This window comes from Microbacterium sp. 77mftsu3.1, from assembly GCF_900100525.1.
Lineage (GTDB): Bacteria > Actinomycetota > Actinomycetes > Actinomycetales > Microbacteriaceae > Microbacterium > Microbacterium aquilitoris.
On record NZ_FNCR01000004.1, the window covers coordinates 280,121 to 304,800 of the forward strand.

Consider the following 24,680-nt stretch of genomic DNA (forward strand, 5'->3'; position numbering starts at 1 on the left):
CCGACGACTAGACTCGACCCCGCGAATGGGTCGGCTGGACGGTCGCGTGGCGCGAGAGCGCACCGAGGAACGTCCGGGCTCCACAGGGCAGGGCGGTGGGTAACACCCACCCGGAGTGATCCGCGAGACAGTGCCACAGAGAGCAGACCGCCCCGGTTCCGACCGGGGTAAGGGTGAAAGGGTGGTGTAAGAGACCACCGGGGTCGTGGTGACACGGCCCGCACGGTAAACCTCGCCCGGAGCAAGGTCAGACAGGGGATGCCGACGCGGCCCGCCGAGTCCCCGGGTAGACCGCTGGAGCGGCACGGCAACGTGTCGCCGAGAGAGATGACCGTCCACGGGGTTTCGACCCCCGGACAGAACCCGGCGTACAGGCCGGCCCATTCGCCCCTCGTACGTCGAGGCGTCCTAGCCCATGAAGGTTTCCGGGGGTGGAGTCAGCCAGATGAGGTCCACTCCGCCGTCGTCGCTACGCGTCCTCGCGGCGATCGAGAAGTTCGCCTCACGAGTGGCGGCGGCCGACTCCGCCCACTCCATGACGTCTCGAGGTGTTGCGTCGTCGACGTCGAAGGCCGCGATGCGAAGCCCGGGGCCAACAAGCATCACGCGGTAACCGACCGCGTAGTCCTCGGAGCGCGCATCGCGCTCATCGACCTGTTGCACCTTCATGGTCAGCGCGAGGTCGTGCCCGCCAGGTCTTCGCCCTCGTCGACCGACGCGCCGGAGTCGTCGCCGGCGAGCGCCAGTGCGGCGGCTCCGATGATGCCCGCGTTGTTGCGGTGCACGGCAGGGACGATCTCGGTCTTCAGATCCAGCAGGGGCAGGAATTTGTCGGCGTGCTTGGAGACGCCGCCACCGACGACGAACAGGTCGGGGGTGAAGAGGAACTCGAGGTGGCTGTAGTACTGCTGCAGGCGCTCGGCCCAGGCATCCCATTCGAGCTCTTCGCGCTCCATTGCCGAGTACGCGGCGAAGTGCTCGAAGTCCTTCTTGTGGCCCGGGCGGTGCAGGTGGCCGAGTTCCGTGTTCGGGACGAGGACGCCCTTGTAGATCATCGCGGTGCCGATGCCGGTCCCGAGGGTCGTGAGCAGCACGACCCCGTCGCGGTCCTTCGCAGCGCCGTACCGCATCTCGGCCACGCCGGCGACGTCGGCGTCGTTGGCGAAGTGGATCTGGCGGCCGAGACCCTTCTCGAAGAACGCCTCGGCCTCGAAGTCGATCCAGGTGTGTGCGACGTTCGCGGCAGACAGTGTGCGGCCGTTCTTCACGATCGCGGGGAACGCCACACCGAGGGGGATGTCGTCATCCGTCACCTCGAGCTTCTCCAGAACCTCGGTCACGGCCTTCAGGACATCATCGGGCTCGGCGCCCTTCGGTGTCGGGACCTTGATGCGGTCGGTGAGGAGCTTTCCCTGCGAGAGGTCGACGAGGGCACCCTTGATGCCCGTCCCTCCGATGTCGATGCCGACGGCGGTGGTGGCGGTCCCAGTCATGCACTCGAGCCTAGTCCGACCGCGGCAGCCCGGACGTAGGCCTCTGGCGGACCCGTCCGTAGGATGAACCGCACGAGGCCGAGGAGGACCCCATGAGCGACGCCGACAAGTACTGGTACAACCTGAAGACGGGTGAGGTCCAGCAGGGCTTCGAGTCTCCGGCAGTCGATCGCGCCGGTCCGTTCGACACCGCCGAGGAAGCGGCTCGTGCCCCGGAGATCATGCGGGAGCGCTCGCGCAGGTGGGCCGCAGAGGATGCCGCCGAAGACGAGTGAGCGGGCGCCGCGTCGCGTGACGGCGTCGCGGCTTCGGACCGCTAGTCTGGCAGTCGGCTCGGCACCGGGAAGGATGCGATGGACAAGCAGCGTGACTTCGTTCTGAGGACGATCGAGGAGCGGGGGGTCAAGTTCATCCGGCTGTGGTTCACCGATGTGACGGGGACCCTCAAGTCGGTCGCCATCGCCCCCGCCGAGGTGGAGGGCGCGTTCGCCGAGGGCCTCGGGTTCGACGGTTCCGCGATCGAGGGGCTGACGCGTTCCTACGAGTCCGACCTGCTGGCTCATCCGGACCCCGCCACGTTCCAGACCCTGCCGTGGCGCGGCGAGATCGATCCCACGGCGCGCATGTTCTGCGACATCACGACGCCCGACGGGCAGCCGGCCGTTGCCGACCCGCGCAACGTGCTCAAGCGCGCACTGGCCAAGGCCGGCGACGCGGGCTTCACGTTCTACACGCACCCCGAGATCGAGTTCTACCTGCTCAAGTCGTCGTCGTTCGGTCCGGAAGGCCCCGAGCCGGTCGACTCGGCAGGCTACTTCGACAACGTCCCCGGCGGCACCGCGCACGACTTCCGTCGTCGTTCGGTGCGGATGCTCGAGGACCTCGGCATCTCGGTCGAGTTCAGCCACCACGAGGGTGGGCCCGGTCAGAACGAGATCGACCTCCGCTACGCGGACGCTCTCGCGACCGCGGACAACATCATGACCTTCCGCACCGTCGTGAAGGAGGTCGCGATCGAGCAGGGCGTCTACGCCACGTTCATGCCGAAGCCCCTCAGCGGCAAGCCCGGCAGCGGGATGCACACGCACATGTCCCTCTTCGAAGGTGACATGAACGCCTTCTACGAAGAGGGTGCGCAGTACCAGCTCTCCAAGACCGGTCGACAGTTCATCGCGGGCCTTCTTCGTCACGCGAACGAGATCTCGGCCGTCACGAACCAGTTCGTGAACTCGTACAAGCGCCTCTGGGGCGGCGACGAGGCCCCGAGCTTCGTCTGCTGGGGCCACAACAATCGCTCCGCGCTCGTGCGCGTGCCGATGTACAAGCCGAACAAGGGACAGTCCACGCGGGTCGAGTACCGCGCGCTGGACTCGGCGGCGAACCCCTACCTCGCGTACGCGCTGATGCTCGCGGCCGGCCTCAAGGGCATCGAGGAGGAGTACGAGCTTCCCCCCGAGGCCGAGGACAACGTCTGGTCGTTGACGGATGCCGAGCGCCGAGCCCTCGGCTACGGTCCGCTGCCGTCGAGCCTGGACCACGCCCTCGAGTACATGGAGGAGTCCGAGCTCGTGGCGGAGACCCTCGGCGAGCAGGTCTTCAACTACGTGCTGCTGAACAAGCGTCGCGAGTGGCAGGAGTACCGGTCGCAGGTCACGCCCTTCGAACTGCAGAAGAACCTCGAGATGCTCTGAGGCCATGGCCTCGATCGAGCGACGGGCTGCGCTCACCGATCTTGCCCGTGCGGGGTTCTCGGACCTCGCATCGTCCTCCGACGCGTTGGACGAGCTGAGCGAGCTGAGCGGCATCGCGCGTACCGATCTCGTCGCGGCTGCGCAGCGGGCGGCGGACCCCGACGGTGCGGTGCAGGCCTGCGTGCGGATCGGTCGGCGTGCCCCCGACGCCCTGACGCATGTGCTCGCCGAGGCCGGCGACGTCGCGTGGTCCCTCCTCGGGGCTTCCTCGGGCTACGCCGATTTCTTCCTGCGTCATCCCGAGGAGCTCGTGCACCTGATCGGTGCGGGACGGATGCTGCCCTCGGGGCGCACCATGCGGGAGAGCCTGCTCGAATCCGTCGGGGCGGACGCGGACGGGTTCGCCGCGGCATCCGATGAGTCTGCGTGGATCGCCCTGCGTGTCCGTTACCGCCGGCTCGTGGCGCTCGTCGCCGCCTACGACCTCGCCTCCGACGATGCCGCCGATGTGCTGCCGGAGGTCGCGGCGGCGCTGGCGGATGCCGCGGGCGCGGCCCTCGACGCCTCGCTGTGCGCCGCTCGCGCTCGCGCGGCGACGATGTTCCCGCGTGACGAGGTCGCAGTGACGCGCCTCGCGGTCATCGGCATGGGGAAGACCGGCGCGCGCGAACTGAACTACGTCAGCGACGTCGACGTCATCTTCGTCGCCGGGGTGGCCGAAGGAGCGGAACTCGCCGAGGGCCGCGCGGTCGACATCGCGACCCGTCTCGCGGCGCTGACGATGCGCGGCATCTCGGATGTCGAGATCGAACCGCCCCTGTGGGAGGTCGACCCCAACCTCCGGCCCGAAGGCAAGCAGGGAGCCCTCGTCCGCACCCTCGACTCGCACCTGTCGTACTACGCGCGGTGGGCGAAGAGTTGGGAGTTCCAGGCGCTTCTGAAGGCGCGTGCCCTCGCGGGGGATCTGGAACTGGGGGAGCGGTACTGCGCCGCGGTGCAACCGCTCGTCTGGACGAGCAGCGCCCGGGAGAACTTCGTCGACAGCGTCCAGCGGATGCGCGAGCGCGTGACGGATCACATCCCCTCAGACGAGGTCGCCCGGCAGCTGAAGCTCGGGCCCGGCGGCATCCGCGACATCGAGTTCACCGTCCAGCTGCTGCAGCTGGTCCACGGCCTGTCGGACGAGGGCATCCGTCAGCAGAGCACCCTGGGTGCCCTGGTCGCCCTCGTCGGGGAGGGATACATCGGGAGAACGGATGCCGCGGCCTTCGGCCAGCACTACCGCACCCTCCGCGTCATGGAGCACCGCCTGCAGCTGCGGCGACTGCAGCGTACCCACCTCATGCCGACCACCGACGACGAGCTGCGCGTCCTGGCCCGAGCGACCGGGCTGGCGACGGATGCCGCTGGGATCGGAGCCGTGTGGGAGCGCATCAAGCTCCAGGTGCGGGAGATCCACATCCGGCTGTTCTACCGCCCGCTCCTGTCGGCGGTGGCGGCGCTGCCCGCGGACGAACAAGGCGCCCTGTCGTCAGCTCAAGCGCATGACCGGCTCGCGGCGATCGGATTCCGAGACCCGGCGGGGACGCTTCGCCACATCGGAGCGCTCACGAGCGGACTGAGCCGGAAGGCCACCATCCAGCGCCACCTCATGCCTGTCATGATCCGCTGGTTCGCCGACGGGGTCGATCCGGACTACGGCATGGTCTCGTTCCGGCGGATCAGTGAACGCCTGGGCGACACCCCCTGGTTCCTGCGGATGCTCCGCGACTCCTCTGGTGCGGCGGAGCGTCTGACCCACGTGCTGTCGGGCTCACGGTATGCCGCCGATCTCATGGAGTGGATCCCTGAGGCGGCTGCCTGGCTCGACTCCTCGGAGCAGCTGCGACCAAGGTCGGGGTTCGCCCTGCAGCAGGAGGCGCGCGCGATCCAGGCGCGCCACGAATCGATAGGCGACGCGATGCGCTCGGTGCGCGCGCTGCGTCGCCGCGAGCTCCTTCGCCTCGCCCTCGGGGGACTGCTGGGCGAGCTGACGATCGCCGAGCTCTCGCAGGGTCTGACGTCGATCAGCGAGGTGACGATCCAGGCGACCCTCCGCGCGGTGTGGCGCGAGGTCGTCCCGCCCGAGGACGACGCGCTGGACTTCGCGGTGATCGCGATGGGGCGCTTCGGGGGAGCCGAGCTCGGCTTCGGCTCTGATGCCGACGTCATCTACGTCTACGACGCCAACGGCGTGCCGGCGCAGCGGGCGCAGGAGCTCGCGCTCAAGATCGTCCAGGGGCTGCGCACCCATTCGGAGGATCAGCGCGCGCCGTTCGATCTCGACGCGGGTCTTCGCCCGGAGGGGCGGAACGGCCCGATGGTGCGATCGCTCGACTCCTACGCGGAGTACTACCGCCGGTGGTCGCTGTCCTGGGAAGCGCAGGCGCTGTTGCGTGCCCGAGGCGTCGCCGGAAGCGTCACGCTGATCGGCCGCTTCATGGCGCTGGCGGACGACCTCCGGTATCCGCTCCATCCCGATCCGCAGGGTCTGCGCGAGATCAAACGGATCAAGGCGCGGGTCGAGAACGAGCGACTGCCGCAGGGGGTCGATCGGTCGCGGCACCTCAAGCTCGGGCCGGGCGGACTCAGCGACGTGGAATGGCTCGTGCAGCTCCTCCAGCTGCAGCATGCCGCCGACGTCGAAGGTCTCCGGACCACGTCGACCACCGCCGCGCTCGAAGCCGCCCGCGGCGCCGGTTTGGTTCCGGATGACGCGGCCGAACGTCTTGCCGAGGCATGGTGGCTCGCCAGCCGGCTCCGGTCGGCCAACACGCTCCTCTCCGGCCAGACCAGCGACGTGCTGCCGAGCGATCGTGGCAAACTCGACGGCATCGGCAGACTCTTGGAGTATGAGCCGCGCTCCGCCACGCAGGTGGAGGAGGATTGGCTGCGTACCGCGCGTCGGGCACGTCGCGCCTTCGAGAATCTCTTCTACGGCTGAGTGCCGATCACACCGAAAGGCACCCCCATGTCCGTTGGACTGCTGGCCGTCGTCGACGACATCCTGAGCGCCGCCCTGAAGGCCTCTTCCAAGACAGCCGGTGTCGTCATCGACGATGCTGCCGTGACGCCCCAGTACGTCCAGGGGGTCACGCCGGCTCGGGAGCTCCCGATCGTGGCGAAGATCGCGCTCGGCTCGCTCGTCAACAAGTTCCTCATCATCATCCCGATCGCGCTCGTCCTGACGGCGTTCGCCCCGCAGGTGCTCCCTTTTCTGCTCATCCTGGGAGGAGCGTTCCTCTGCTTCGAAGGCGCTGAGAAGGTGCTCGAGTGGTTCGGGTTCCACATGCACGCCGAAGAGGAGGAGGAGCGCGACGAGAAGAAGCTGGTCCTCGGCGCCGTCCGCACCGACCTCATCCTGTCGAGCGAGATCATGCTCATTGCGCTTGACAGCCTCGAGGAGGACCTCGGGGTATGGCAGACCCTCGCCATCCTGGCGGTCATCGCCCTCATGATGACCCTCCTCGTCTACGGCGCCGTCGCACTGCTGGTGAAGATCGACGACATCGGATTGAAGATGGCGAAGAGCTCGATCAAGCGCGTGCGCCACAACGGCGCCCGGATCGTACGCTCCATGCCTGCGGTGTTCCGTGCCATCAGCATCCTCGGCACCGTCGCCATGCTGTGGGTCGGTGGACACCTCGTGCTCGAGAACGTGGGCAAGGTCGGTTGGCACTGGACGACGGACCTGCTGCACGGTGTGGAGCATCTGCTCGAGGCCGCCGGGCCCGTCATCGTGTGGATCGGCGAGACACTCGTGTCCGCCGTCGCCGGTCTGCTCCTCGGGCTCGTCATCGTCGGAGTCATCCTGCTGATCGGACGCCTGCGCGGCAAGGACCGGGGACACACGAAGACCGAGACGCCGGCAGCCCACTGAGGCTGTCAAGGGGGCGTGGTCCCGGTGTGGGGGAGCGTAGCGTCCGAGGATGACGAACCACCACGATTCCCCCTCCGGCGAACCCACACCCGCGACGGATTCACCCCAGTCCCAGGTCGATGGGGTCGACCGGGACACCGCCTACAGCCCCGGCAGTGAGACCGAGACGCAGCAGAAGCAGGGCGAACATGTCTCCGACGACGTCGACGGCGACATCGACGCGTCGCAGGTCCAGGTCGCACCGGGCACGGGTGGCCCCGACGACGTCGGCGACATCGAGGTGGATCCGAAAGACATCAACCTGCCGGGCTTCTGACGTCGTTATCCGATCGTTCGGTGACGGTGCATCATTCACCTATACGTTCGGGGAATGACACCTCAGAGAGCGGTTCGACCGCAGATCGGAAGACGTACGGCGGCGGCATCGATCGCTCTCCTCGGGGCGCTGGCTGCCAGCGGATGCGCCCCTACAGGGACGAGCGGCGGGGCACCCGCACCCAGCGATTCGGCCGTGCCGCCGTCCTCAGCCGGTGCGTCATCGGCTGCACCCGCTCCGTCGCCCTCGCCGTCCGTATCCGCCGGCGCTGAGCCTGTGGTCCTCGACTCGACCGAATGGGGCGAGCTGGTCTCGGAATGCGTCAGCGCGAGCATGCCGGATCAGCCCCTCACCGTAGATGAGGACAGCGCGCTCGTCGTGCGGCGCACCGTGACGCCGGAATGGTTCGTCTACGTGCCCGCCGAGACGGAGGACGGGTACCTGTGCACATTGTCGGGAGAGACGGATGCCCCGGTGGTCCAGTCATGGGGAACCTCCCTGCGGCCCACCGGTGATGAGCTTCAGCGATGGCTGACGACCAACGACAACGAGGGTCTCTGACGCACGTCGTCACCTCCCGGGCGACGCAGAAGAGCCCGCCGGCGTCCTGCCGGCGGGCTCTTCTCGATCGTGGGATCAGACCCCGAAGTACAGCTCGTACTCGAAGGGGTGCGGGCGTGCCGCGATCGGCTTGATCTCGTTCTCGATCTTGTACTCGATCCACGTCTCGATGAGCTCGGGCGTGAACACGTTGCCGCGGGTGAGGAACTCGTGGTCGGCCCGCAGAGCCTCGAGCGAGTCGAGGAGCGAGTTCGGGACCTGCGGGATGTTCTTCGCTTCCTCGGGCGGCAGCTCGTACAGGTCCTTGTCGACCGGCTCGTGCGGCTCGATGCGGTTGATGATGCCGTCCAGGCCGGCCATCATCTGCGCCGCGAAGGCGAGGTACGGGTTACCGGAGGCATCCGGAGCGCGGAACTCGATGCGCTTGGCCTTCGGGTTCGAGCCGGTGATCGGGATGCGGATCGCAGCCGAACGGTTGCCCGCCGAGTAGACCAGGTTGACGGGAGCCTCGTAGCCCTTGACCAGTCGCTTGTACGAGTTGATCGTCGGGTTCGTGAAGGCGAGGACCGCGGGGGCGTGTGCGAGCAGGCCGCCGATGTACCAGCGAGCGGTGTCCGAAAGCCCGCCGTAGCCCTTCTCGTCGTAGAACAGCGGCTTGCCGTCGAGCCACAGCGACTGGTGCGTGTGCATGCCGGAGCCGTTGTCGCCGAAGAGGGGCTTGGGCATGAAGGTCGCGACCTTGCCCCACTCCTCGCAGGTGTTCTTGACGATGTACTTGAACTTCAGGATGTCGTCCGCCGAGTGCACCATGGTGTCGAAGCGGTAGTTGATCTCCTGCTGGCCACCCGTGCCCACCTCGTGGTGCGAGCGCTCGAGCACGAAGCCGGACTCGATCAGCTTGAGGGTGATGTCGTCGCGGAGGTCGGCCGTCTTATCGACCGGGCTGACCGGGAAGTACCCACCCTTGTACGGCGTCTTGTTGGCGAGGTTTCCGCCTTCTTCGACGCGACCGGTGTTCCACGCGCCTTCCTCGGAGTCGACGGAGTAGAAGCTCGAGTTCTGCTTCACCTCGTAGCGAACGTCATCGAAGATGTAGAACTCCGCCTCGGGCGCGAAGAACGCGGTGTCGGCGATGCCGGTGGAGGCGAGGTACTTCTCCGCCTTCTTGGCGACCTGGCGCGGGTCCTTGTGGTAGATCTCGCCGGTGCGCGGGTTGTAGATGTCGAAGATCATGACGAGCGTCTTCGCCTCGCGGAACTGGTCCAGGTAGGCCGTCGTGACATCCGGGATCAGCTGCATGTCGGACTCGTGGATGTTCGCGAAGCCGCGGATCGAGGAGCCGTCGAAGAGCTGGCCGACCGTGAAGAACTCCTCGTCAACGGTCGAGGCCGGGATGTTGAAGTGCTGCTGGACACCAGGCAAATCCGTGAAACGGATGTCGAGGAACTTGACGTCCTCGTCCTTGATGAAAGCAAGCACCTCGGAAGAATCTTTGAACATGGAGTCTCCAAGATCGGGTGCGATGTCGACGCCCGTCGGATCAGGCGCTCCTCGAACCTATCGGGAAGCAGTTGCTCGGCAGTGTCCCCGATGTTTCGAGGATGTTACGTGGGCGCGATTAGTCTGAAGCGGTGACCTCGTCCTCGCCCGATCATCCCGGAGAACGGTTGGGCCGTCCCGCCACCGGCCGCGGCAGTATCGGTCGCCCCGGTCGTCGTATCGGCGCGCTCTTCATCGACTACGCGGCAGCGACCATCCTGGCGACTGCGTTCTTCGGATACGACCAGTTCGCTCTGCCCGAGAAGGCCGGGTGGACACTGTTCGCGCCGATGATCGTCTTCGCCGTTCTGCAGGTCGTCTTCATCCCCACGATCGGGGGAAGCCCGGGGCATCGCATCCTGGGGATGCGCGTCGAATTGGCCCGCGGTGGATGGCCGGGCCTGTGGCGCCCGATCGTCCGCACGGCCTTGCTCGTCGTCGTTCTGCCGGCGGTCATCTGGGACGCCGATCAGCGCGGACTCCACGACAAAGCCGTCGGCACCGTCCTCGTCAGAGGCTGAACCGGGTCAGCGAGGCCGCTGCGCCCGGGCGCGCGCCGGATCGATCCCCTTGGGGATCGGAAGCGAGGTCACCGACTGGGAGACCGATTCGATGCGCTTGACGACGGCGGCGAGTGTCGCACGGTCGACGTTCTTGGGCAGCGACTTGATCGTCTTGGCGAGTTTGGAGATGTGGATGTCGCCCTCGCCGTCGCCGACGTAGAGGACCTCGACGTGGATCCCGGATGCCACCCGCGAGACCTTCTTGCGCTCGTCGTTGATGAGCCGCGTCAGGCGTCCACGGGCTCCCTCGCCGATGATGACCACACCGCCGCGCCCGACGGCGCGGTAGACGGCATCCTGCGTTCGGGGGTTCACGCCGACCGGCATCTCCGAGGTCACCCAGCTGCGGCCGAGGCCCGTCGACAGGACGTGTCCCACGGCTCCGGGCATCCCGTCGAGCTTGCGGTACATGACGCGCGTCGACAGGCGGGTCAAGAGGACCATCGCCAGCAAGACACCCATGAGAAGGCCGCTCACGCCCCAGAGGATGACGCTCCAGATCTCCACCGGCGGCACGAGGAAACCGATCCCGATGCCCACTCCGATCCCGATGAGGACCGCGCCGATGAGCGCCCACGGCAGCCAGCGGAACTCGCTCTGCGTGAACGTGTAGAGCGAGCGGATCTGCGAGAAGAATCCGGGGCGTTTCTCAGGTGCGGTACTGCGGGATGCCATGTGCTCAGCCTACCTTCGCGCCCCGCAGACTTCTTCACACTGTCGAGCGGATGCCGGCTGTCCACCGGCCGCCAGGCTGGGCCGTCCGCACCCTGACCGGCTTCCCAGGCTGGAGGGATGGACCCCGTCACTCTCGAGACGCCCGCAGCCCTCCGCGATCTCACACTCGCGGAGGCACCGTTCGCCGGCGTCCTCCGAGCCGGAGAACCTCTCACCGTCTGGGTGGACGCGGTCGACGTCGCGGCCTCACCGGCGTGGGCGGCGCTGAACACGGAGCACATCCTCGCTCCCATCGACGCCGCCGCGACGACGGACGGGCCGCGCGTCCTCCTGGCTCACTGTCCCGTGCAGCTCGACGATGTGGTGCGGGATGCCGCCCTGTCGCCGGGAGCGCTCGTCACCGTCGCCGTCAGTGCTCTTCGCGGTGCGGCAGAGGCGGACCGGCTGGGTGCGAGTTGCGGCCGGTGGTGGGTGACGACGGAGGGGCGGCCCGTCCTCGCGCTCACGGGGACACTGGACTGGCGGCGCGACACGCTCGCACTTCTCAAAGGTCTGGAGCCCGCGAACCCGCCGCTCCGTGCGGCGCTGGATCGCGCGGTGGAGGCGATCGACGATCCACGCCGGCTGCGCCGCGAATCGGACGAGGTCGAGGACCTGCTGTTCGCGGCGGCCGATCCTGAGCCGCTTCCGACCTCGCTCCGCGACGCCGATACGGCGCCGCCCACGCGGCTGCGGACCACCGGCGAGCACGCCGCCGGGACCGGGGTGACGAGTGCAGTGCGCGACCTCGTCACCCGACTCGTCGACCGCGGTGTCGCCGATCGCGTCGGTCGCGCCATCGCCCGCACTCGTGCCGTGTTCACGCGGACCTCTGCCGTCCGGGGTCGGAGGAGGACACACCCGGCGGGCAGGCGGAAAGTGGTTCTCGTCGCGGCGGCAGCGGCGACCGCTGTGATCCTGGCGGGAGCCCTGTGGCCGACCGACGAGAAGGACCGACCGGCGGCCGCTGTGGGGTCCGTTTCGACTGCCCCGCCGAGGTCCGCCTCGGCATCCCCGACGGCGGCGTCTTCTGCTCCGGCTGCTCCAGCTGCACAGGAGGACACGGGGCCCGCGGAGCTCGTCGCGGCCGCGCGCCGGCTGGTCGACGCGGTGAGCGAGTGTTCGGACGCGCCGTGCCGCGAGCGGTGGGGGGAGGAGTCGGTCGACCCCGGGAACATCCCTGCGGCCGCCGGCGGCTACGGAGTGGACGTCGTGGATGAGTACGGCGGGGCTGCCGCGGTGAAGATCGTCGGAGACGAGCTGACGCAGGTCCTGGTCATGGTGCGGGTGGAAGAGAAATGGCTGGTCCGCGAGGTGTACGACCTCGCGGACCAGCCATGACGGATTTCGCCCGAACGGCGTCAGACGCCGAGCTGACCCTCGAACTGCGCAGCCTCGAGCCGGGCCTTCATCGCACTGAGGAAGCGAGCCGCGTCCGCACCGTCGACGACGCGGTGGTCGTACGACAGGGCGAGGTAGACGTAGGAACGGACGCTGATCGCGTCCTTTCCGTCGACCGTCACCACTCCTGGGCGCTTGACGACCACACCGGTGCCGAGGATCGCCGACTGCGGCAGGAACACGACGGGCGTGTCGAACAGCGCGCCGCGCGAACCCGTGTTGGTCAGCGTGAACGTGCCGCCCGCGAGCTCGTCGGGCTTCAGCTTGTTGTTGCGCGTGCGGCCAGCGAGATCGGCGATCTCGTGCGCGATCTGAGCGATGTTCTTATCGCCCGCGTCGCGCAGGACCGGCGTGAGCAGGCCGCGCTCGGTGTCGACCGCGATCGAGAGGTTCTCGCTCGCCGGGTAGACGATCTGGTCGCCGTCGACGGTGGAGTTGATGACGGGGTACGACTTCAGCGCTTCGGCGGCGGTCAGAGCGAAGAACGGCAGGAACGACAGCTTGTCGCCGGTCTTCTCGAGGAACGACGCCTTGACGGAGTCGCGGTAGTTCGCGAGCTTCGTGACATCGACCTCGACGACCGTCGTCAGCTGAGCGGTCTGCTGCATCGACTCGACGGCGCGGCTGGCGAGGACCTTGCGCAGACGCGACATGGGCTGCGTCGTGCCGCGCAGCGGCGACACTTCCACGGCGGCGGGGGCCGGCGCTGCGGCGGCCGGAGCTGCGTCAGCCTTCGGGGCCTCGGCAGCCTTCAGGACGTCCTCCTTGCGGATGCGTCCACCGACACCGCTGCCCGTGATCGTCGACAGATCGACACCGTGCTGCTGTGCGAGCTTGCGCACGAGAGGCGTGACGTAGGTCACGCCGTCCTCGGCAGGTGCGGCCTGAGGCGCTTCAGCCTGAGGTGCCTCAGCCTTGGGTGCCTCAGCCTTGGGGGCCTCGGCCGCGGGTGCGTCAGCCTTCGGCGCCTCAGCCGCGGGAGCGTCCTGCGTCGACTCCTGGGCCTGGGGTGCTTCGGGGGCCTTCTCCTCGGCGGGCGCCGCGGGGGCCGGCTCGGCCGGTGCAGCGGCGGCGCCGGAGCCGACGCGGGCGAGCACAGCGCCGACCTCGACCGTCTCGTCCTCCTGGACGAGGATCTCGGTGAGCGTGCCGGCGATCGGGGACGGAATTTCCGTGTCGACCTTGTCGGTGGAGATCTCGAGAAGCGGCTCGTCGACGGCGACGTCATCGCCGACCTGCTTCAGCCAGCGGGTGACGGTGCCCTCGGTGACGCTCTCGCCCAGCTCGGGAAGGACGACGTCCTTCGCGTCGCCGGAGGACGCGGGCGCGGATGCCGGCGCGGACTGAGCCGGTGCCTCTTCCTTCGCGGGTTCCTCGGCGGCGGGCTCCTCGGCAGCGGGCTCCTCGGCAGCGGGCTCCTCAGGGGCCGACTCTGCGGGGGTCGACGAGCCGTCGCCGATCTTCGCGAGGACGGCTCCGATCTCGACCGTCTCGTCCTCGTCCACGAGGATCTCCTCGATCACGCCGCTGACGGGCGAGGGGATTTCGGTGTCGACCTTGTCGGTCGAGATCTCGAGGAGACCTTCGTCGGCCTGGACCGAATCACCGACCTTCTTGAGCCAGCGGGTGACCGTTCCCTCAGTGACGCTCTCACCGAGCGCGGGGAGGACCACGGATGTGCTCATGACTGTGTCTCCTTCAAGAAAAAGCGATGTGCTGTCTAGCTTAGTGTCGCGAGTGCGACGGGGTCAGATGGTATGGAGGGGCTTGCCCGCGAGAGCGAGGAAGGCCTCGCCGAGGGCTTCGCTCTGAGTGGGGTGCGCGTGGATGAAGGGCGCAATGTCCTCGGGGTGCGCTTCCCATCCGATCGCGAGCTGTCCCTCGGTGATGAGCTCGCCCACGCGGTCGCCCACGAGGTGGACGCCCACGACGGGTCCGTCCGTGATCCGGACGACCTTGGCGAACCCCGCTGTTCCGAGGATCTCGCTCTTCGCGTTGCCGGCGAGGTTGAACTCGAACGCCGTGATCCGGTCGCCGTGCGCAGCCCGCGCCTGCTCCTCGGTCAGCCCGACCGAGGCGACCTCGGGGTGCGAGTACGAGACACGCGGGATCGTCGATTCCGGCACCGGAACGGGCGAGAGCCCCGCGATCCGCTCGGCGACGAAGATGCCCTGCTGGAAGCTGCGATGCGCGAGCTGCAGGCCGGGGACGATGTCGCCGACGGCCCAGACGTGCGGAACCGTCGTCCGGAGGTCGGCGTCGACGGTCACGAAGCCGCGATCGAGCGCGACACCGGCTTCCGCCAGGCCGAGTCCGTCTGTGACCGGCTCACGGCCGACGGCGACCAGAACGTAGTCGGCATCGACGACGCGACCGTCCGAGAGGGTCACCGCGACGCCGTCCTCTCGTGCGGTCACGCCTTCGCACCGGGTCGACAGGGCGGTCTGGATGCCGCGCTTGCGGTACGCACGCTCGAGCGCCTTGCTCGACACGGCTTCCTCCGCGGGCAGCAGGCGATCCAGTGCTTCGACGACCAGGACCTCGGTGCCCAGTGAACGCCACGCACTGGCGAACTCGACGCCGATCACGCCACCCCCGAGGATGACGACGGAGGCCGGCACCTCGTCGAGGGTGAGGGCGGTCTCGCTCGTGAGGATGCGACCCCCCGGTTCGATCCCCGGGAGGGAGCGCGTCTGCGAACCGGTGGCGAGGATGACGTCGGTGCCGGCGTACTCGTCGTCGCCGACGAGGATGGTCCGTTCTGCGGTCAGTCGTCCGGCGCCGGCGACGACGGTGATCCCGCGAGTCGAGAGCAGGCTCTGCAGGCCGCGGTACTTCTTCGCGACGATGCCCTCCCGGTACGCGGTCATGCGTGCCGGGTCGAAGCCCGTCAACGTGGCGTCGACGCCGACGGCCGCGGCCTCGCGGACGTGATCGGCGATCTCAGCGGTGTGAAGCAGAGCCTTGGTGGGGACGCAGCCGCGGTGCAGGCACGTCCCGCCGACCTTGTCCTTCTCGATCAGCGCGACGGTCTTGCCGAGCTCGCTCGCCCGGATCGCGGCCGCGTACCCGCCGCTGCCGCCGCCGAGGACGACGAGGTCGAATTCGTGACGGGTCATCGCGACTCCGTTTCGAGGAAGGCGAGGAGCGATCGCACCGTCGCGGCCGTCGGGCCCTTGTCCGTCGGGCCGAACGGCGATGCCTTGTTCTCGCCGCTGCCGGCGATGTCGAGGTGCACCCACGGGATGCGGGGGGCATCGGCATCCTCCGACGTCCGTCCGACGAATCGGCGCAGGAACAGGCCCGCGAACATCGTCCCGCCAGCAGGATCGCCCACCTTCGCGTTGCGCATGTCGGCGATGGGGGAGTCGAGCTCGTCCTCCATGTGGTCGGGGAGCGGCAACTGCCACGCGGCTTCTCCGACGGATGCCGCCGCCTCGAGGTAGCGGGCGACGGTGGCGTTATCGCCCATGACGCCCGTGTGGCGGTTGCCGAGGGCGACGATGACGGCTCCCGTCAGGGTCGCGACGTCGACGATCACGTCGGGCTGCGTGCGGCTCGCCGCGACGAGACCATCCGCCATGACGAGGCGGCCCTCGGCATCCGTGTTCAGGACCTCGACGGTCGTGCCGTCGAGCATCCGGAGCACGTCGCCCGGGCGGGTCGCGCGTCCGGAGGGCATGTTGTCGGCGATGCAGAGCCACGCGGTGACACCGACGGAGAGTTCGCGCTGCGCTGCGGCGCGGACGACGGCGAGCGCCGTAGCCGCACCGGCCATGTCGAACTTCATCCCGACCATGGATGCCGGCGGCTTCAGCGACAGGCCGCCGGTGTCGAACGTGATGCCCTTGCCGACGATGGCGACGTGGCGGTCGGCGCCCGCGGGGGAGTAGGTCAGACGGACGAGGCGCGGCGGGCGGTCCGAACCCTGGCCGACACCGAGGATGCCGCCGAACCCCTGCGCGGCGAGCTCCGTCTCGTCGAGGACCTCGACGTCGACGGGCAGGCCCGCGACGGCCTCGATCGCGCGCTCGGCGAGATCGGCCGGGCTGAGCCATTCGGCGGGGATGTTGACGAGATCCTTGACGAGGGCGACGGCCGAACCCGTCACTTCGACGGCGCGGAGTTCTGCGGAATCGACGTCCGCTGCCAGGTGAAGGCTCACGTGGGCCGCCCGGGTCTTGGCGGGCTCACCCGACTTGTACCCCTCGAACCGGTAGCCGCCCAGGACGGCGCCCTCGGCAGCCGCCCGCCAGTGCTCCTGTGCATGCGGAAGGGCGACGGCCACGTGCGCGAAGCCCGTGGTGGTGCGGATCGCAGCACCGACGGCATCCCGGATCGCGTCGCTCGACGGCGCTGCGCCGGTTCCGACGACGAACAGGGGGAGATCGGTGGATGCCGGGGCGAAGACCCGCACGGTGGTTCCCGCCGCGCCCGTGTACCCGACGCCGCGGAGGACGTCCTCCACGCCGGGCCACTCGGACAGGACCGCCGCCGCCTCCTCGAGCGGCGGAAGGGCCAGGACGATCGCGTCGGCGCCGCCGTCGCGTGCAGGAGAGGTGGACACGGTCAGCTCGGGGTACGGCATGGTCTCCATCCTATGGAGAGTGGCGTTCGCTCAGAGCGGGACGGCTCGCGCGCCGACCCCTTCGAGCCTGCTTCTACAGTGGAAGCATGCCCCTGTCTGGTCCCCTCTACGAGCGCATCACGACCGCGCCCCCTGTTCCGGCGGGCCTGCCCCTGGTCGTCGCGCTGACCGGCTTCACGGATGCCGGGTCCGCGGTCACGCGCGTCGTCGACCATCTGCACACCGAGCACGACCCGCAGCCGGTCGTGACGTTCAACCCCGACGTGCTCTTCGATTACCGGGCTCGGCGCCCGCTGATCACCTTCGACGGCGATCACCTCACGGACTACCGCCCGCCCCGCCTCGACCTCGCGCTCGTTCACGACGCGCTCGGTCAGCCGTTCGTCCTCCTGTCGGGCTACGAGCCGGACTTCGCGTGGGAGGCGTTCGTCGACACCGTCGTCGGGTTGGCCGAGGGGCTGCAGGTGCGATCTGTGACGTGGGTCCACGCGATCCCCATGCCCGTCCCGCACACACGACCCCTCGGAACGACGGTCAGCGGCAACAGGTCCGACCTCACCGAAGCCCACTCCGTCTGGAAGCCGCGCACGCAGGTGCCCTCGACGGCGGGCCATCTCCTCGAGTACCGCCTGTCGGATGCGGGTGTCTCGGTGTCGGGTTTCGCCCTCTTGATCCCGCACTACCTCGCGGAGACCGACTTCCCCGCGGCGGCGATCGCCGCACTCGACAGCGTGTCGATCGCGACGGGACTCGTCTTCGACAGCGACACCCTGCGCGACGAGAACCGCGAGTACCTCGAGAAAGTCGACGATCAGGTCTCGGCGAGCGACGAGCTGACGACGATGCTCCACAACCTCGAGGCGCGCTATGACGCCTACATGGCGGGCTCCACGCAGGCTCAGCCGATCATCCACACGGGAGACCTCCCGTCGGCCGACGAACTCGCCGCCGAACTGGAGCGGTTCCTCGCGAATCGCCCGTCGGGTGACGACGATCGGCGGCCGGGCCTCGGCTGACAGGCTCGCCTCGCCCGTATTCATCCCTCTGTTGGGGGAATGCGCATACGGTTTTCGGTGTTGACACCGGTACGTCCTTCATGCATCCGACACGTATGAGAGAATGGACGAAATGACCCGTTGTCCGGTCCGAAGGAACGTCGTTGTGCGTGTCCGCGGGACTTGACAAGGGTCTTACTAGTGTCCGAAACCCGGCGGAATGCCGTCGGTGAAAGGCGAGACGTGACTTCGAGCACGAGGACCACCCGTACACGAGCGGCAGAAGCGGTCGACGAAGCTGACGTCGTCGAGCCTGCCGAGACCGAGGCGCCCGCCAAGAAGGCTCCGGCCAAGAAGGCTTTGGCGAAGAAAGCTCCCGCGAAGAAGCCCGCTGCGACGAAGGCGTCCCCGGCGAAGTCCCGTGCCAAGAAGTCCGCAGATGAGGACGACGAGGACGCTGAGTCGGACGAGGTCGAGCTCGACGCCGAGGCCACGGACGACGCTTCCGACGACGACGCAAAGAAGGATGCCGACAAGGCGGACGGCGACGACGAGGACGAGCCCGCCAAGCCGGCGTTCACCGAGCCCCTTCCGACGGGCGCGATCGTCATCTCGTCGTCGGACGACGACGAGGTTCCGGTCTACTCGACGCAGATCACCGGCGCGACGGCCGACCCGGTCAAGGACTACCTGAAGCAGATCGGTAAGGTCCCGCTCCTCAACGCGGCCGAAGAGGTCGAGCTGGCGATGCGTATCGAGGCGGGTCTGTTCGCCGAAGAGAAGCTGTCGCACATGACGGCGGCGGAGAAGTCGTCGCAGCTGGGCCTCGACCTGCAGTGGGTCGCCCGTGACGGACAGCGCGCGAAGAGCCACCTGCTCGGCGCCAACCTCCGTCTCGTGGTCTCGCTGGCCAAGCGCTACACGGGCCGCGGCATGCAGTTCCTGGACCTCATCCAGGAGGGCAACCTCGGCCTCATCCGCGCCGTCGAGAAGTTCGACTACACCAAGGGCTTCAAGTTCTCGACCTACGCAACGTGGTGGATCCGTCAGGCCATCACGCGCGCGATGGCCGACCAGGCGCGCACCATCCGCATCCCGGTCCACATGGTCGAGGTCATCAACAAGCTCGCCCGCGTGCAGCGTCAGATGCTCCAGGATCTGGGCCGCGAGCCTACGCCGGAAGAGCTCAGCCGCGAGCTCGACATGACGCCCGAGAAGGTCATCGAGGTCCAGAAGTACGGCCGCGAGCCCATTTCGCTCCACACCCCCCTGGGTGAGGACGGCGACAGCGAGTTCGGCGACCTCATCGAGGACACCGAGGCGGTCGTTCCTGCCGACGCCGTCGGCTTCACGATGCTGCAGCGTCAGCTCGAGTCGCTCCTCGATTCGCTGAGCGAGCGCGAGGCGGGCGTGATCCGCATGCGCTTCGGTCTCGGCGACGGTCAGCCCAAGACGCTCGACCAGATCGGCGACACGTTCGGCGTGACCCGCGAGCGGATCCGCCAGATCGAGTCCAAGACGATGGCGAAGCTGCGGCACCCGTCGCGGTCGCAGTCGCTCCGGGACTACCTCGAATGAGCGACGCCGCGAACGAGGGCAAGGAGCTCACGCGAGCGGTCGACGGCGCGACCTACGCCCGGATCCCCATCCGGACGCACGTCGTCATGCCGGGCGAGGACATCGACGAGATCGTCGCGACCTACGCCGCTCCGGAGCTCCAGCCCGGTGACCTGCTCTTCGTGACCGAGAAGATCGTGGCGATCACGCAGGGGCGCTCGTACCTCGTCGAGGACATCACGCCCAGGCCGCTCGCGCGGTTCCTGTCGCGCTACGTCGTGAAGACGAAGTACGGCATCGGCCTCGGCATGCCCGAGACGATGGAGATGGCGCTCCGTGAATGCGGAACGCCCCGCATCGTCTTCGCGGCGGGCGTCGCGGCCGTGACCAAGCTGTTCGGACGCCGCGGCGACTTCTACCGGATCGCCGGCGACAAGGCACGCTCCATCGACGGTCCCACGCCGCACACGATCCCGCCGTACAACAAGGCGGTCGTGCTCGGACCGAAGGAACCGGCGACGGTCGCCCGGCGTCTGAAGGCGCAGCTCGGCGGGGGGAACGACGTCGCCGTCGTCGACATCAACGACATCGGGGGCAACATCCTCGGGTCGACGCTCGACAAGGCGGGGGAGCAGCGGCTCGTCCGCATCCTTTCGGACAACCCGCTCGGACAGGGACACCAGTCCACCCCGCTCGGCATCATCCGTCCGTCGAAGGCCTGACCGTGGGTGCCGTGAACAGGCTCTACCGTCGCGCTCGGTTCTTCGTGCGACGCGTGGTCAATTTCGACACGGACCGGGTCCTGCAGTTCGCGCGGCAGTCGGCGCGGCTGTCGAAGGCGCCGCTGTGGTGGGTCATCGCTGACATGGCATGGTGCTCGGTGCGCTACGAGACCACCTTCGAGAACTACTCGGAGTGGGACTTCCGCATCCTGAAGGCGCGCGAGCGCAAGACCTACATGACCGACCCCAAGTCGTTCCATCTGTCGCGCCGACTCAACGACGACGCGCAGCGAGCGATCTTCGACGACAAGCTGCAGTTCGCGACGCGGTTCGGACCCGAGCTCGGCCGTGAGTGGATCGATCTCGACCAGACGGATGCCGCGGCCTTCGCCGATTTCCTGAGCCGGCATCCGCGCATCATCGCCAAGAACCCCGGCGGCGTGGGCGGCAACGGCATCACGCTGGTCGACTCCGTCGACATCGACGACCCGGCCGCCTTCCGGGATCGGCTGCTCGCCGATCGTCAGACCCTCGTCGAACAGGTGCTCGTGCAGCATCCCGACATGGCGAAGCTGTACCCCGGCAGCGTCAACTCCCTGCGGATGGTGTCGTACCTCGATCCCGACGGCGAGGTGCACGTGCTCGCTGGTGTGCTGAAGATCGGCAACGGCGGCGTCATCGACAACTTCAGCAACGGCGGCATGTACACGATGCTCGACGAGCGCGGCCGTGCACTGCACGCGGCGAGCGATGAAGAGGGTCGTCCCTTCGCCGAGCACCCTGCGACGGGAACGCCCATCACGGGGTTCCAGGTCCCGCTCTACGACGAGGTCCTCGAGCTCGTGGACCGCCTGGCGCGGCGCGTGCCCGCGTTCCCGTACATCGGGTGGGACATCGCGATCACTCCGGAGGGACCCGTCGTCATCGAGGGCAACCACAACTCCGGTGTGTTCCAGTCGAAGCCTTCGGTCTCCGGCATCCGTCGCGGCCTCCTCCCGCGGTATCGCGCCGCGATGCGTTTCTGACCGACCCGAACCGAAGGGACCGCCATGCGCCGCATCCGCGTTCGCCTGCAGTACCTGATCCGACGCGCGCGCAAGCTCCGGCCGGGCAACCTCGTCGAGTTCGCGCGGACCGTGCAGCAGGTCTCCAGGGCCCCGCTGCCCGTCATCATCGCCGACATGCTGTGGTGCTCGGTGCGCTACGACATGGCCTTCCGCGACTACGCCGTGTGGGACATCCGTCTGCTGAACGCGCGGGAGCGGAAGACGTGGATGACGCACCCCAAGTCGTTCCGCATCACGAAGATGTACAACACGCCCGAGGGGCGGTCGAAGCTCGAGGACAAGCGCCGGTTCGCCCGCGAGTACGCCGACCTGCTCGGTCGCGAGACGATCGATCTGCGTGATGTCGACGATGCCGCGCTGACGGCTTTCCTCGCGCGCCACCCGCGCGTCCTGGCAAAGCCGAACGAGGGACACGGCGGCGGCGGCATCGACCTGCACGAGGTGGGTCCGGACGTCGACGTCGCCGCGTTCCGCGCGGAGGTCATCGCGAAGGGGCAGACGGTCCTCGACGAGTTCATCGTCCAGCACCCCGAGATGTCGGCGCTCTATCCGGATGCCGTCAACACCGTCCGGCTCATCACGTTCCTCGACGGCGAGGGCCGGGTGCACCTGCTGGCCGCCGTCCTGCGCATCGGCAACGGGGACGTCATCGACAACTTCGCGTCTGGCGGGATGTTCACGATGCTCGACGACGAGGGCGTCGCGCTCTACCCGGGCGTCGACAAGAACAGCAACGTGTATCGGGAGCACCCTGCCACGGGGACCCCGATCGTCGGGTTCCAGGTGCCGCAGTACGACCGCGTGCTCGACCTGGTCGCCTCGCTCGCCCGGCGGACCCCGGAAGCGCCCTACGTCGGCTGGGACATCGCGATCACGGCGAACGGTCCCGTCGTGATCGAGGGCAACCACAACTCGAGTGTCTTCCAGCCCAAGCCCTCGGCCTCCGGCGTCCGCACGGGACTGCTGCCCGTGTATCAGGCGGCCGTCGGCTTCTGAGTCGGTTCCGCATACGCGAAGGCCCCCTGCCTCAGCAGGGGCCTTCGTCGTACTCGGGATGCCGCGGCTCAGACCGATTCGGTCAGGCGTGCGGTCTCGTCGTGCCATGACGTGGCGACGGCGCGGAGCTTCTCTTCGTACTTGCGCCCGTGGTGGGCGCAGAAGAGGAGCTCGCTGCCGTTGACCTCGGCGGCGATGTAGGCCTGGGCGCCGCAGGAATCGCAGCGATCCATCGCCGTGAGGCGGTGCTCGAGGACGGCTCCAGGCTCGGTGGTGGTCGACGTGCTCATGTCAGGTGCCTCCTCGTACTGCTCATGACGGGTGAACTGTCATGTCATACAACCACGGGGATGTTGCACGTATGCCGCCATTGCATGACATTTCGCTGTGCGCGTACGGTATGCGCGCGCTGTGCATGACGAGCTCGCGTCGGCGTGTGTGTCGGTCGGCTCGGTGTCAGCCGCGGCGAATACGATGGGAGATCGTGACAGCCGAGTATTCCGCCCATCATCTCCAGGTCCTGGAAGGGCTCGAAGCGGTCCGCAAGCGGCCCGGCATGTACATCGGCTCGACCGACTCCCGCGGTCTCATGCACTGCCTCTGGGAGATCATCGACAACTCCGTCGACGAGGCCCTCGGCGGGCACGGCGACCGGATCGAGATCCTTCTCTACGCCGACGGCAGCGTCGAAGTGCGCGACCGCGCCCGCGGCATCCCCGTCGACATCGAGCCCCGGACGGGTCTTTCCGGTGTCGAGGTGGTCTTCACGAAGCTGCACGCGGGCGGCAAGTTCGGCGGCGGCTCGTACGCCGCCTCGGGCGGTCTGCACGGTGTCGGAGCGTCGGTCGTCAACGCCCTGTCGGAGCGCCTGGACGTCGAGGTCGACCGCGGCGGCAAGACGTACGCGATGTCGTTCCACCGCGGCGAGCCCGGATCGTTCGACGGAGACGGTCCCTCGTCCACCTTCCGTCCCTTCGAGAAGTCCAGCGAACTCCGCGTCGTCGGCAAGGCGCCCCGCGGCGTCACCGGCAGTCGCATCCGGTACTGGGCGGACCGGCAGATCTTCACGAAGGACGCTGCCTTCGACCTCGGAGAGCTCGAGCAGCGTGCGCGGCAGACGGCGTTCCTCGTCCCGGGGCTCGAGATCGTCATCGTCGATCGGCGGACCGACGAGGAGATCGAGACGAGCTTCCGCTACGACGGCGGCATCTCCGAGTTCGCGGAGTTCCTGGCGCCGGACGCGCCGATCACCGACACCTGGCGCCTCTCGGGCACCGGCACGTTCACCGAGACGGTGCCGGTCCTGCAGGCGTCGGGGGCCATGGTCCCGACCGAGGTGGAACGCGAGTGCGAGGTCGACATCGCGCTGCGCTGGGGCACCGGGTACGAGACCGTCGCCCGCTCGTTCGTCAACATCATCGCGACCCCCAAGGGGGGCACGCACCAGCAGGGCTTCGAGCAGGGGCTCATGAAGACCCTCCGCGGTCAGATCGAGTCGAACGCGCGCAAGCTCAAGGTCGGCGCGAACGAGAAGATCGAGAAGGACGACATCCTCGCGGGGCTTTCGACCGTCCTCACGGTGCGTCTGCCCGAGCCGCAGTTCGAGGGGCAGACCAAGGAGATCCTCGGCACGCCCGCGGTCCGCAACATCGTTGCATCCGTCGTCTCGAAGGAGCTGGCTGCGAAGTTCGCATCGTCGAAGCGGGACGACAAGGCGCAGACGGCGCTCCTCCTCGAGAAGGTCGTCTCGGAGATGAAGGCGCGCATCTCTGCGCGCACGCACAAAGAGACCCAGCGACGCAAGAATGCGCTCGAATCGTCGTCTCTGCCGACGAAGCTCGCGGACTGCCGCACGAACGACGTGGCCGAGTCCGAACTGTTCATCGTCGAGGGCGACTCCGCGCTCGGCACCGCGAAGCTCGCCCGCAACAGCGAGTACCAGGCCCTGCTGCCGATCCGAGGCAAGATCCTCAACGTCCAGAAGGCGTCGGTCAGCGACATGCTGTCGAACGCCGAGTGCGCCGCGATCATCCAGGTGATCGGCGCGGGGTCCGGACGGTCCTTCGACTTCGAAGCCGCCCGCTACGGCAAGATCATCTTGATGAGCGACGCCGACGTCGACGGGGCGCACATCCGCACGCTGCTGTTGACCCTGTTCTTCCGCTACATGCGTCCGCTGATCGAGGAGGGCCGCGTGTACGCTGCCGTCCCGCCGCTGCACCGCGTCGTCGTCATGAACCCCGGCACCAAGCCGAACGAGACGATCTACACGTACAGCGAGCAGGAGTTGCACACCCTCCTGGCGAAGCTGACGAAGTCGGGCAAGCGGTGGCAGGAACCGGTCCAGCGCTACAAGGGTCTCGGTGAGATGGATGCCGATCAGCTCGCCACGACGACGATGGACCGGGCCGGGCGCACACTGCGACGCGTGCGCGTGCAGGACGCCGAGGTCGCCTCGACGGTGTTCGAGCTGCTGATGGGGTCCGAGGTCGCTCCCCGCCGTGACTTCATCGTGACCTCGAGCGAACGGCTCGATCGCGAGCGCATCGACGCCTGAC

The 24,680-nt window shown here is 68.1% G+C and carries 22 protein-coding genes and 1 other RNA gene; 15 read left to right on the top strand and 8 right to left on the bottom strand.

Translation table 11 applies throughout. The features are described from left to right. The first annotated feature begins 26 nt into the window (after nucleotides 1-26). Nucleotides 27-387, top strand: an RNA gene (gene rnpB / locus BLR68_RS12165) — RNase P RNA component class A. 21 nt (nucleotides 388-408) lie between these two features. Here the strand turns inward: rnpB and BLR68_RS12170 are convergent. Together BLR68_RS12170 and ppgK are read right to left on the bottom strand one after the other, a co-directional pair. Beyond that, nucleotides 409-669: a hypothetical protein gene (locus BLR68_RS12170; RefSeq protein WP_018186658.1), complete on the bottom strand. Its 261-nt coding sequence runs from the start codon at nucleotides 667-669 to the stop codon at nucleotides 409-411. A 2-nt stretch (nucleotides 670-671) separates the two neighbouring features. Continuing rightward, complete coding sequence (ppgK, locus tag BLR68_RS12175) at nucleotides 672-1,493, bottom strand: polyphosphate--glucose phosphotransferase (RefSeq protein ID WP_018186659.1); 822 nt, start codon at nucleotides 1,491-1,493, stop codon at nucleotides 672-674. 92 nt (nucleotides 1,494-1,585) lie between these two features. Here ppgK and BLR68_RS12180 point away from each other — a divergent pair, with 92 nt between their 5' ends. From BLR68_RS12180 to BLR68_RS12205, 6 genes are all read left to right on the top strand, one after another. Next, nucleotides 1,586-1,768, top strand: coding sequence for a hypothetical protein (locus BLR68_RS12180; RefSeq protein ID WP_018186660.1), 183 nt, complete (start codon nucleotides 1,586-1,588; stop codon nucleotides 1,766-1,768). A gap of 78 nt (nucleotides 1,769-1,846) precedes the next feature. Next, nucleotides 1,847-3,184 carry a type I glutamate--ammonia ligase gene (gene glnA / locus BLR68_RS12185; RefSeq protein WP_018186661.1) on the top strand — a complete coding sequence of 446 codons (1,338 nt, stop codon included), beginning with the start codon at nucleotides 1,847-1,849 and terminating at the stop codon, nucleotides 3,182-3,184. A gap of 4 nt (nucleotides 3,185-3,188) precedes the next feature. Next, nucleotides 3,189-6,167, top strand: coding sequence for a bifunctional [glutamine synthetase] adenylyltransferase/[glutamine synthetase]-adenylyl-L-tyrosine phosphorylase (locus BLR68_RS12190; protein ID WP_018186662.1), 2,979 nt, complete (start codon nucleotides 3,189-3,191; stop codon nucleotides 6,165-6,167). A 27-nt stretch (nucleotides 6,168-6,194) separates the two neighbouring features. Then, nucleotides 6,195-7,103 (top strand): DUF808 domain-containing protein, encoded by a 909-nt coding sequence (locus BLR68_RS12195; RefSeq protein ID WP_018186663.1) that lies wholly within the window; start codon nucleotides 6,195-6,197, stop codon nucleotides 7,101-7,103. Between the two features lie 49 nt (nucleotides 7,104-7,152). Further along, on the top strand, nucleotides 7,153-7,419 hold the full coding sequence (locus BLR68_RS12200; protein ID WP_018186664.1) for a hypothetical protein: 267 nt from the start codon (nucleotides 7,153-7,155) through the stop codon (nucleotides 7,417-7,419). Nucleotides 7,420-7,752: 333 nt separating this feature from the next. After that, on the top strand, nucleotides 7,753-7,980 hold the full coding sequence (locus BLR68_RS12205) for a hypothetical protein (protein WP_256335387.1): 228 nt from the start codon (nucleotides 7,753-7,755) through the stop codon (nucleotides 7,978-7,980). A 75-nt stretch (nucleotides 7,981-8,055) separates the two neighbouring features. On the opposite strand, the gene glnA (BLR68_RS12210) is transcribed toward BLR68_RS12205, so the two are convergent. Then, a complete protein-coding gene (gene glnA, locus BLR68_RS12210; RefSeq protein WP_018186667.1) occupies nucleotides 8,056-9,480 on the bottom strand; it encodes a type I glutamate--ammonia ligase in 1,425 nt (474 codons plus the stop codon). A 131-nt stretch (nucleotides 9,481-9,611) separates the two neighbouring features. On the opposite strand from glnA (BLR68_RS12210), the gene BLR68_RS12215 reads away from it, so the two are divergent. Beyond that, nucleotides 9,612-10,040 carry an RDD family protein gene (locus BLR68_RS12215; protein ID WP_018186668.1) on the top strand — a complete coding sequence of 143 codons (429 nt, stop codon included), beginning with the start codon at nucleotides 9,612-9,614 and terminating at the stop codon, nucleotides 10,038-10,040. 6 nt (nucleotides 10,041-10,046) lie between these two features. On the opposite strand, the gene BLR68_RS12220 is transcribed toward BLR68_RS12215, so the two are convergent. Further along, nucleotides 10,047-10,757: a DUF4191 domain-containing protein gene (locus BLR68_RS12220; RefSeq protein WP_018186669.1), complete on the bottom strand. Its 711-nt coding sequence runs from the start codon at nucleotides 10,755-10,757 to the stop codon at nucleotides 10,047-10,049. Nucleotides 10,758-10,874: 117 nt separating this feature from the next. Between BLR68_RS12220 and BLR68_RS18005 the strand changes: the two genes are divergently transcribed. Next, complete coding sequence (locus tag BLR68_RS18005; RefSeq protein ID WP_051082779.1) at nucleotides 10,875-12,137, top strand: hypothetical protein; 1,263 nt, start codon at nucleotides 10,875-10,877, stop codon at nucleotides 12,135-12,137. 20 nt (nucleotides 12,138-12,157) lie between these two features. Here the strand turns inward: BLR68_RS18005 and sucB are convergent, their stop codons facing one another. From sucB to BLR68_RS12240, 3 genes are all read right to left on the bottom strand, one after another. Further along, entirely contained in the window at nucleotides 12,158-13,882 is a 1,725-nt protein-coding gene (gene sucB / locus BLR68_RS12230; RefSeq protein WP_018186672.1) for a 2-oxoglutarate dehydrogenase, E2 component, dihydrolipoamide succinyltransferase, read from the bottom strand. Nucleotides 13,883-13,945: 63 nt separating this feature from the next. Beyond that, a complete protein-coding gene (lpdA, locus tag BLR68_RS12235; RefSeq protein ID WP_018186673.1) occupies nucleotides 13,946-15,316 on the bottom strand; it encodes a dihydrolipoyl dehydrogenase in 1,371 nt (456 codons plus the stop codon). Then, nucleotides 15,313-16,785, bottom strand: coding sequence for a leucyl aminopeptidase (locus BLR68_RS12240; protein WP_018186674.1), 1,473 nt, complete (start codon nucleotides 16,783-16,785; stop codon nucleotides 15,313-15,315). The genes lpdA and BLR68_RS12240 overlap by 4 nt, the downstream gene beginning before the upstream one ends. Before the next feature lie 86 nt (nucleotides 16,786-16,871). Here BLR68_RS12240 and BLR68_RS12245 point away from each other — a divergent pair, with 86 nt between their 5' ends. From BLR68_RS12245 to BLR68_RS12265, 5 genes are all read left to right on the top strand, one after another. Further along, on the top strand, nucleotides 16,872-17,801 hold the full coding sequence (locus BLR68_RS12245) for a proteasome assembly chaperone family protein (RefSeq protein ID WP_018186675.1): 930 nt from the start codon (nucleotides 16,872-16,874) through the stop codon (nucleotides 17,799-17,801). Nucleotides 17,802-18,023: 222 nt separating this feature from the next. Beyond that, complete coding sequence (locus tag BLR68_RS12250; RefSeq protein WP_018186676.1) at nucleotides 18,024-19,358, top strand: RNA polymerase sigma factor; 1,335 nt, start codon at nucleotides 18,024-18,026, stop codon at nucleotides 19,356-19,358. Beyond that, a complete protein-coding gene (locus BLR68_RS12255) occupies nucleotides 19,355-20,059 on the top strand; it encodes a coenzyme F420-0:L-glutamate ligase (RefSeq protein WP_018186677.1) in 705 nt (234 codons plus the stop codon). Before BLR68_RS12250 ends, BLR68_RS12255 begins: the two co-directional genes overlap by 4 nt. Nucleotides 20,060-20,061: 2 nt before the next feature. Then, a complete protein-coding gene (locus BLR68_RS12260) occupies nucleotides 20,062-21,084 on the top strand; it encodes a sugar-transfer associated ATP-grasp domain-containing protein (protein WP_018186678.1) in 1,023 nt (340 codons plus the stop codon). Between the two features lie 24 nt (nucleotides 21,085-21,108). Next, complete coding sequence (locus BLR68_RS12265) at nucleotides 21,109-22,122, top strand: sugar-transfer associated ATP-grasp domain-containing protein (protein WP_018186679.1); 1,014 nt, start codon at nucleotides 21,109-21,111, stop codon at nucleotides 22,120-22,122. Nucleotides 22,123-22,190: 68 nt separating this feature from the next. Here the strand turns inward: BLR68_RS12265 and BLR68_RS12270 are convergent, their stop codons facing one another. Continuing rightward, the gene (locus tag BLR68_RS12270; protein ID WP_018186680.1) at nucleotides 22,191-22,412 is read right to left on the bottom strand and encodes a DUF7455 domain-containing protein; all 222 of its coding nucleotides are present in this window, start codon (nucleotides 22,410-22,412) and stop codon (nucleotides 22,191-22,193) included. Between the two features lie 194 nt (nucleotides 22,413-22,606). Between BLR68_RS12270 and BLR68_RS12275 the strand changes: the two genes are divergently transcribed. Further along, nucleotides 22,607-24,679 (top strand): DNA gyrase/topoisomerase IV subunit B, encoded by a 2,073-nt coding sequence (locus BLR68_RS12275; protein ID WP_018186681.1) that lies wholly within the window; start codon nucleotides 22,607-22,609, stop codon nucleotides 24,677-24,679. Nucleotide 24,680: the final 1 nt, after the last annotated feature.